The following is a 7,786-nucleotide window of genomic DNA, read 5'->3' on the forward strand; positions in this document are numbered from 1 at the left end:
CCCGAGGCGTCGTTCAGTGCGAAGCCATGGTAGGTGACCGGGGCGTTAGCAATGCGCTCGGCGTGGGCGGCGATGGCCGTCACGGAAGAGCCGCGCAGCGCGCCGACGGCGGCGGCATAGGCGTTGGCATCGAGGGCCTGGAGGGCGGGTGGAGCCGGCTCGGGAGCGAGGTCGCCCAGCACCATCACGTCGGCCGCATCGAACACCCCCCAGCCCTTGGCAGCGAGCAAGGCGTCGAGGTCGGCCGGCTGGCTCCAGGGCGTCACGCGCACGGCCAGCGGCAGGCCGGCGGCGTCGTAGGCGCGTTGGCAACGGGCCAGCAGCTCATCCAGCGGCAGGCTGCCCTGGCGCAGCGCATTGATGCAGCGCGAGCGCTTGGCCTTGCCGGGCGACAGCCGGATCAGCCAGCCGTCGATGTCGGCCTGCTGGGGCGGGGCGCTGGCGTCGAGCCCGGCATGCTCGGCGCGCAGGGCGAGGGCCTGAATGCCGGTCTCAGGCATGGGACAGAAGCACGGCAGGGTCGCGCCAGATGCAGCGCCATTCGGGCAGGCAGACGCCGCCGAAGGGCGGGGTCGTGCCGGGGTCGATGAACTCGGCGCCCATGCGGGCGTAGAAGCGCTTGGCGGGTTCGTTCTGGTCCAGTACCCACAGGTGCAGAGGCTGGTTGTGCGCCGGCCCCAGCTCGCGGACGATGGCTTGCAGCAGCAGGCGGCCGATGCCGCCGCCCTTCAGCTCGGGGTGGACATGCAGGTTGTCGACCAGCGTGCCGCAGACTGGGTCGTGGCCCGGCAGCACATAGGCGAAGCCGATCATCTGGCCGGCGGCGTCTTCCGCGACGATGCCGAAGGCGGACGCAGCCGGCGACGTCTGCAGGCGCTCACGCCAGATGGCCTGGCGCTCGGCGAACACGTCGTGGTCGAGAAAGCTGTCGGGCACGATGCCGCGGTAGGCGCTGCGCCAGCTGATGGCGTGCAGGGCGGCGACGGCGTCCGCGTCGGCCGGCGTCATGGGGCGCAGGACAGCCAAGCTCATGGCTTTGCGCCATCGGGGGCGTTGAGATAGGTCCGGTAGGTCATGTCGACACCGTCGCTGCGGGCCGCGGATCGGATCGGGCGTGAGCCGGCAGGGTAAGCGATGTCCAGATGATCATCGGCCAACCAATGGAGATCGACGAGGCCGTCTCGCATGGACAGATGGTCGTCGACGGCCGAGCCCAGCGAGATGGCAAAGAAGCCGCGAGGTAGGGCTTGGGGATCAATGCGCCGCTCGGTCGTGGGGACGATGACCACCTGGCGCGAGAAACCGGTGGTCGCGCCGCAGTCGATTTCATAGACGATGGCCGTGAGTTTGCCGCTGGGCGACCGCACCTTGGTGAAGACCTCGGTTGCGCACAGATCGGCGGGGAACAGCTGATTCAGCAGCACCGAGCAGCCGCCGATCAGTGCGGCGATGGCCAGCGCCACCCAGGACAGTGCGCGCCTCCAGCGCATCAGCGGGTTCTCACCGCATCGTCTCGATCCGCCTCACCATCTCCTTGGCGAACTCGACAAAGGCCTGGGCCCCCTTGGAGCTGGGGTCGAACACCACGCCCGGCAGGCCGTAGCTTGGCGCCTCGGCCAGCCGCACATTGCGCGGGATGACGGTGTCGAAGACCTTGTTGCCGAAGTGAGCCTTGAGCTGGTCGCTGACCTGCTGCTGCAGCGTGATGCGCGGGTCGAACATGACGCGCAGCAGGCCGATGATCTGCAGGTCGGGGTTCAGGTTGGCGTGGATCTGCTTGATGGTGTTGACCAGGTCGGTCAGGCCTTCGAGTGCGAAGTACTCGCACTGCATGGGCACGATGACACCGTGGGCGCTGCACAGGCCGTTCAAAGTCAGCATGGACAGAGACGGCGGGCAGTCGATGAGGATGAAGTCGTAGTCCTTGCCAGCATCGAGCAGGGCGGCCTTCATGCGGGCCTCACGGCGTTCCAGCGCCACCAGATCCACCTCGGCGCCGGCCAGTTCGCGATTGGCGCCGAGAACGTCGTAGCCGGCCTTCTCGGCACGAGTCTTGGCCTCGGCCAGGGAGGCGGACTCCAGCAGCACGTCATAGACCGTCAGCTCCAGCTTGCGCTTGTCGATGCCGGAACCCATGGTGGCGTTGCCCTGTGGGTCCAGGTCGACGACCAGCACGCGCTGGCCGATCTGGGCCAGGCCGGCGGCGAGGTTGACGGTGGTGGTGGTCTTGCCGACGCCGCCCTTCTGGTTGGCGATGCAGAAAATCTTGGCCATCTGTTGGTTTGTCGGGGCGTCGGGTTCGAGGCGCGAGGATAAAGGCGAACACAGCCACAGAGGCACAGAGACACAGAGGAGAGAAGCTGAATTTCTCCGTGCCTCTGTGTCTCTGTGGCTTTGTTTCTACTTAGGCCGCATCCAGATGATGCAGCGCTGGGCGTCCAGGCCCGGAACGACCAGTTGTTCCACGTGAAACACATCCACGTCGGCGGGCAAGGCAGCGATCTCGTCGGCCGGGTGCTGGCCCTTCATGGCCATCCAGACCGCACCTTCGGCCAAGTGTTGGCGGGTCAAGCTGGTGAAATCGACCAGCGAGGCGAAGGCGCGGGACGTGATGACGCCGAAGGGTTCGGTGCTCAGCGCCTCGACGCGGCTGTGCACACCGCGCAGATTGGGCAGCTTCAACTCGGCTGCGACCTGCTGGATGAAGGTGGTTTTCTTGGCGACGGCATCGACGCAGCTCACATCGGTGCCGGGGCAGCAGATCGCGATGACGACACCGGGCAGGCCGCCCCCGGCGCCCACATCCATCAGCCGGGCCGTCGCGCCGTGACGCTTCAGCGGCGCGATGACGGATAGGCTGTCCACCAGGTGGTGGCTCAGCATCTGCGCCGGGTCACGCACGGCGGTCAGGTTGTAGACCTTGTTCCACTTCTGCAGCAGGGCCAGGTAGGCCAGCAACTGGTCGAGTTGGGTGTCGCTGAGTTCGAGGCCGAGTTCGATGGCTGCCGCTTGGAGCGTGTCCCTCATGCCGCTTCCGCTTCCGTGAAGCCCTTGAACTTGCCCTTCTTCAGATGCACCAGCAGCAGCGAGATGGCGGCCGGGGTGATGCCGGAGATGCGCGAGGCCTGGCCCAGCGTCTCGGGCTTGTGCTTGTTGAGCTTCTGGCGGGCCTCGAAGGAGAGGGCGTGGACGAGGCCGTAGTCCAGCTCGTCGGGCAGCTTCAGATGCTCGAAATGGGCGGCGCGGGCGACGTCGTCGACCTGCTTGTTGATGTAGCCAGCGTACTTGGTGCTGATCTCGACCTGTTCGGTGACGAGGTCGGCAAGCTCCTGGCCCAGCTCGGCGGTCAGTGTTTCACGTGAAACACCGGCTTCGGGTCGCGCAATCGCAGCGACCTCGGCAACGGTGTCAAACACGACGCCGGGCCGGCGCAGCAGTTCGACCAGTGTGTATTCACGCTCCAGCGCCTTGCCGACCAGACGCTCCGCATCCGCCGCCGCCAGGATGCCGGGATGCACCCAAGTGTTCTTCAGCTTCTCGGTTTCACGTGAAACAGCGTCGCGCTTGCGATTGAACGCTGCCCAGCGGGCGTCGTCCACCAAGCCGAGCTGGCGGCCGGTTTCAGTCAGGCGTGCGTCGGCGTTGTCCTCACGCAGCTGCAGCCGGAACTCGGCGCGGCTGGTGAACATGCGGTAGGGCTCGGTCACGCCCTTGGTGATGAGGTCGTCCACCAGCACGCCCAGGTAGGCCTGGTCGCGCGCGGGGGTCCATGCCGCCTCGCCACGCACCTGCAGCGCCGCGTTCAGGCCGGCGAACAAGCCTTGGGCCGCGGCCTCCTCGTAGCCGGTCGTGCCGTTGATCTGGCCGGCGAAGAACAGACCCTGGATGACTTTGGTCTCGAACGAGGCCTTCAAGCCGCGCGGGTCGAAGTAGTCGTACTCGATGGCATAGCCGGGGCGCAGGATGTCGGCGTTCTCCAGGCCCGGGATGCTGCGCACCGCGGCGAGCTGGATGTCGAAGGGCAGGGAGGTGGAGATGCCGTTCGGGTAGACCTCGTGCGTCGTCAGGCCCTCGGGCTCCAGGAAGATCTGGTGCGAGTCCTTGTCGGCGAAGCGATTCACCTTGTCCTCGATGCTCGGGCAGTAGCGCGGGCCCACGCCCTCGATGACGCCGGTGAACATGGGGCTGCGGTCGAAGCCGCTGCGGATGATCTCGTGGGTCTTCAGATTCGTGTGCGTGATCCAGCACGGCACCTGCTGCGGGTGCATCGCCGCCTTGCCCATGAAGCTGAACACCGGCACCGGATCCAGGTCGCCGGGCTGTGCCTCGCACTTGCTGAAGTCGATGGTGCGGCCGTCGATGCGTGGCGGCGTGCCTGTCTTGAGTCGACCCTGCGGCAGCTTCAGCTCCTTGAGCCGTGCCGACAGCGACACGGCCGGCGGATCACCGGCACGGCCGGCGCTGTAGTTTTCCAGGCCGACGTGGATGCGGCCGTCCAGGAAAGTGCCGGCCGTCAGCACGACGGCGCGGGCGCGAAAACGAATGCCGGCTTGGGTAACGGCGCCGACGACGCGGTCGCCTTCCACCATCAGGTCGTCCACCGCCTGCTGGAACAGCTGCAGGTTGGGCTGGTTCTCCAGCATGCGGCGGATGGCGGCCTTGTAGAGGATGCGGTCCGCCTGGGCGCGGGTGGCGCGCACGGCCGGGCCCTTGGAGCCATTGAGGATGCGGAACTGGATGCCGCCTTCGTCGGTGGCCAGCGCCATCGCGCCGCCCAGCGCATCGACCTCTTTCACAAGGTGGCCCTTGCCGATGCCGCCGATGCTGGGGTTGCAGCTCATCTGGCCCAGGGTCTCGATGTTGTGGGTCAGCAGCAGCGTCTGCGCGCCCATGCGGGCGGCAGCGAGCGCCGCCTCGGTGCCGGCATGGCCACCGCCGACGACGATGACATCGAATTCCTTGGGGTAAAGCATCTGGATCCTGGAAAGAGCAATCGCCGGGCAAGGCGCCTAGGCGAACCGCGAATTTTACGAAGCGGCTGTGGATAAGTCACCCCGTTCAGGCTCATGCGGCAGGGACAATTCCGCCGTTATGGAATGCCGCCCGCATTGCGCCGCCTGCTGCATCGCCCCGTCGATCAGCTCGCCCATCCCCGGCCACCCGAATGGCAAGCCGGCGGGTGTGCGCTGCCTGCAGCTGGACGACGAACTCCGCTGCCGTATTTTTGGGCAGCCCGAGCGCCCCGCCGTCTGCGGCTCGCTGCCGCCGCATGAGGAGATGTGTGGCGAGAACCGCGAGCAGGCCATGCGCTGGCTGGGTTGGATGGAGAAGGAAACGGCGCCCGGCTAGAGTCGGGCCACGCCCGCTCTTTGTCACGCCGCCATGACCGATCTGCAACGCCGCCTGCTACTGTTGTCCTCCGCCGGTCTGGTCCTGCCGAGCCTCGCCGAGACCCCCTGGCCCAGCCGCACCATTCGCCTCGTCGTGCCCTTTGCGCCGGGCGGCAGCAGCGAGATCGTCGCGCGCACCGTCGCCGCCGAGCTGACCAAGTCGCTGGGCCAGACCATGTATGTCGAGAACAAGCCGGGCGGCGCCGGCAATGTCGCCATGGCCGAGGTCGCCCGCGCGGACGACCAGCACACCCTGGTGCTCGGCCACATCGGCACGCTGGCCGTGAACCCCTTCATTTTCGACAAGCTGCCCTATGACCCGGTCAAGGACTTCCGGCCCGTCACGCTGCTGGCCAAGGTGCCCAGTCTCTACGTCGTCCATCCCGACGTGCCCGCCAAGACGCTGCAGGAGTTCGTCGCCTACGCGCGCAAGCGCCCGGGCCAGCTGAACTACGGCTCGGCCGGCAATGGCAGCGCCGGTCACCTGGCGATGGAATACCTGAAGATGGCCGCCAATCTCTTCATGCTGCACGTGCCCTACCGCGGCACCGGCCCGCAGCTGACCGATCTGCTGGGCGCGCGCCTGGAGGCCGCAGCCGTCGGCGCGCCGGCCGTGCTGCAGTTCATTAAGGCTGGCAAGCTGCGCTGCCTGGCCACCGGCTCGCGCGAGCGCCTGCCCCAGCTGCCCGACGTACCGACCGTGGCCGAGCAGGGCTTCCCCGGCTTCGAGATGACGCAGTGGTACGGGCTGCTGGCACCGTCCAGCATGGCGCCGGCCTCGGTCGACAAGCTGGCTGTCGAGGCGGCCAAGGCCATCCGCTCGGTGGGCTCCAAGGAGCGCCTGGGTGCCGACTCTGCTGAGGCTGTCGGCAACACGCCGGCCCAGTTCGCCGCCTTCATCGCCCAGGAGCAGCAGCGCTGGAAGCCCGTCATCCTGCGGGCCAAGGTCAGGCCGGATTGAATCCCGAATGACGACCGTCTCCGACACTCCCATGGAGCAGGAGACGGCACCGACAGCCCCCTAGCAAACAGGTCGTAACCAGTTCATCGGGCTGACCGTTCTCCGTCCCTCCTAGACTGCCGCCGCCGCGCCCGGCGTGGTTGGAAGTTCAGGGAGAAACATGAGAATCGAACAAAGTCACCGCGGCGCGGTGAAGGCCTGGCATCGTCAACTGCTGGGCGCTGCGGCCCTGCTGGCGTGCATCGCCAGTGCGCAGGCCGCCGTGGCCGAGCTGCGGCCCTATCCGCGGGCCCAGCAGACGGGCCGCTACGACAACCCGCTGGAAGCCGGCGCGCTGCCGATCAGCCCGCCCGAGCGTGCCCAGGGCGGCAACCGCACGAGCCGCTGGCGCCTGCCTTACGAGGGCAGTGTCGTCATGACGCAGTACAAGCACGAGGCCGACGACAGCCCCTTGCTGGTGGCCCGCCACTACGCCGGCCAGCTGCGCGAGCAGGGCTTCGAGCTGATCACGGTCTGCGACTTCCCCTGCAAGGCGGCCGACGGTGCCGAGGATGCCGCGGTCTACTGGTTCCATGAACTCGACTTGGCCAAGAAGCTGACCTGGCAGGCCTTTGGCGACCGCGGCATGTACCTCATCGCCCATCGCGCCGACGCCGTCGTGGCCATTCGGGTGGGCACGGTGTACGGGGGCTATGCGTCCACCGTCAAGGCGATCAGCGCGACCAACCTGGATCGCGGGCCGCTGCTCGCTTATGTCGAACGTCAGCGTGCCCCCGTGGCCGATGCGCCGCTGCCGTCACCGCCGGGCCGCACGGCAACCAACCCGCCGGTGCCGGCATCAGCGGCCGCAGCAGCGACCAGCCCCTTCGTCAAGGAGGTTGCACCCGCCGAGCTGAGCGCCTGGCTGCGCAAGACCAAGGGCTGGGTGGTGCTGCAGCTGAGCTCCTACGACCCAGGCTGCATCTACTGCATCCGCGCGAACCCCTCGTTCAATGCGCTGGCCCAGAACCAGCAGGCCAAGGGCATCAGCTTCGTGCGGGTGGCCTTCCAGCCCTGGACGTCGGTGAGCCGCAATGACTTCGTCGCCCAGTACGCCGTGCCCGGCCTGCCGATCTACTTCACCTTCCAGGACGGGCAGCTCATGCGTCGCCATCAAGGCAATGCCGACGAGGCGACGCTGCGCCAGGCCCTGTTGGACGGTTTGCATTGATCGGCGGTTAGGCTGGCGGCATGACGCCCACAGAAACCGCGCTGCCACCCGCCAGCCTGCTCGCCCGCCTGGCCAAGGAGCACGGTGCCTTTGCCGATGCCTACACGCTGAAGGTCCCGCGCGCGGTGACTCTCGCCGAGTTTGTCGAGGCCTTCTACACGACGCGTCTCTTCAAGGTCGAGCGAGCGCTGATTGCGCTGTCCGGCCGCCCGTCCAGTGACGCGA

The 7,786-nt window shown here is 67.5% G+C and carries 9 protein-coding genes and 1 pseudogene; 4 read left to right on the top strand and 6 right to left on the bottom strand.

Annotated features, from left to right (window positions below):
- The 6 genes and pseudogenes from ACXJKR_RS18320 to mnmG all read right to left on the bottom strand — a co-directional run.
- A pseudogene (locus ACXJKR_RS18320) lies at positions 1–500 on the bottom strand (hypothetical protein); the annotation flags it as partial.
- A complete protein-coding gene (locus ACXJKR_RS18325; protein ID WP_457324036.1) occupies positions 493–1,032 on the bottom strand; it encodes an N-acetyltransferase family protein in 540 nt (179 codons plus the stop codon). The gene ACXJKR_RS18325 and the pseudogene ACXJKR_RS18320, both read right to left, overlap by 8 nt.
- Positions 1,029–1,463, bottom strand: a complete 435-nt coding sequence (locus ACXJKR_RS18330) for a hypothetical protein (protein WP_457324037.1) — start codon at positions 1,461–1,463, stop codon at positions 1,029–1,031. The genes ACXJKR_RS18325 and ACXJKR_RS18330 overlap by 4 nt, the downstream gene beginning before the upstream one ends.
- 37 nt (positions 1,464–1,500) lie before the next feature.
- Positions 1,501–2,274: a ParA family protein gene (locus tag ACXJKR_RS18335; RefSeq protein ID WP_056190929.1), complete on the bottom strand. Its 774-nt coding sequence runs from the start codon at positions 2,272–2,274 to the stop codon at positions 1,501–1,503.
- 126 nt (positions 2,275–2,400) lie between these two features.
- Positions 2,401–3,027, bottom strand: coding sequence for a 16S rRNA (guanine(527)-N(7))-methyltransferase RsmG (gene rsmG, locus ACXJKR_RS18340; RefSeq protein WP_457324038.1), 627 nt, complete (start codon positions 3,025–3,027; stop codon positions 2,401–2,403).
- Positions 3,024–4,973: a tRNA uridine-5-carboxymethylaminomethyl(34) synthesis enzyme MnmG gene (gene mnmG / locus ACXJKR_RS18345; RefSeq protein WP_457324039.1), complete on the bottom strand. Its 1,950-nt coding sequence runs from the start codon at positions 4,971–4,973 to the stop codon at positions 3,024–3,026. Before mnmG ends, rsmG begins: the two co-directional genes overlap by 4 nt.
- Before the next feature lie 118 nt (positions 4,974–5,091).
- On the opposite strand from mnmG, the gene ACXJKR_RS18350 reads away from it, so the two are divergent.
- From ACXJKR_RS18350 to ACXJKR_RS18365, 4 genes are all read left to right on the top strand, one after another.
- Positions 5,092–5,349: a YkgJ family cysteine cluster protein gene (locus tag ACXJKR_RS18350; RefSeq protein ID WP_457324040.1), complete on the top strand. Its 258-nt coding sequence runs from the start codon at positions 5,092–5,094 to the stop codon at positions 5,347–5,349.
- A 33-nt stretch (positions 5,350–5,382) separates the two neighbouring features.
- Positions 5,383–6,351 carry a Bug family tripartite tricarboxylate transporter substrate binding protein gene (locus ACXJKR_RS18355; RefSeq protein ID WP_457324041.1) on the top strand — a complete coding sequence of 323 codons (969 nt, stop codon included), beginning with the start codon at positions 5,383–5,385 and terminating at the stop codon, positions 6,349–6,351.
- Between the two features lie 160 nt (positions 6,352–6,511).
- Complete coding sequence (locus ACXJKR_RS18360; RefSeq protein WP_457324042.1) at positions 6,512–7,561, top strand: TlpA family protein disulfide reductase; 1,050 nt, start codon at positions 6,512–6,514, stop codon at positions 7,559–7,561.
- A 20-nt stretch (positions 7,562–7,581) separates the two neighbouring features.
- Positions 7,582–7,786: hypothetical protein (locus tag ACXJKR_RS18365; protein WP_457324043.1), on the top strand; the 205-nt coding region annotated here is incomplete at its 3' end.

The organism is Roseateles sp. P5_E11, assembly GCF_054049355.1.

Excerpts from the sequence above, each read along its gene's own strand:
- mnmG (WP_457324039.1), bottom strand. The coding sequence starts at position 4,973 with ATGCTTTACCCCAAGGAATTCGATGTCATCGTCGTCGGCGGTGGCCAT.
- ACXJKR_RS18355 (WP_457324041.1), top strand. The coding sequence starts at position 5,383 with ATGACCGATCTGCAACGCCGCCTGCTACTGTTGTCCTCCGCCGGTCTG.
- rsmG (WP_457324038.1), bottom strand. The coding sequence starts at position 3,027 with ATGAGGGACACGCTCCAAGCGGCAGCCATCGAACTCGGCCTCGAACTC.
- ACXJKR_RS18335 (WP_056190929.1), bottom strand. The coding sequence starts at position 2,274 with ATGGCCAAGATTTTCTGCATCGCCAACCAGAAGGGCGGCGTCGGCAAG.
- ACXJKR_RS18360 (WP_457324042.1), top strand. The coding sequence starts at position 6,512 with ATGAGAATCGAACAAAGTCACCGCGGCGCGGTGAAGGCCTGGCATCGT.
- ACXJKR_RS18325 (WP_457324036.1), bottom strand. The coding sequence starts at position 1,032 with ATGAGCTTGGCTGTCCTGCGCCCCATGACGCCGGCCGACGCGGACGCC.
- ACXJKR_RS18350 (WP_457324040.1), top strand. The coding sequence starts at position 5,092 with ATGGAATGCCGCCCGCATTGCGCCGCCTGCTGCATCGCCCCGTCGATC.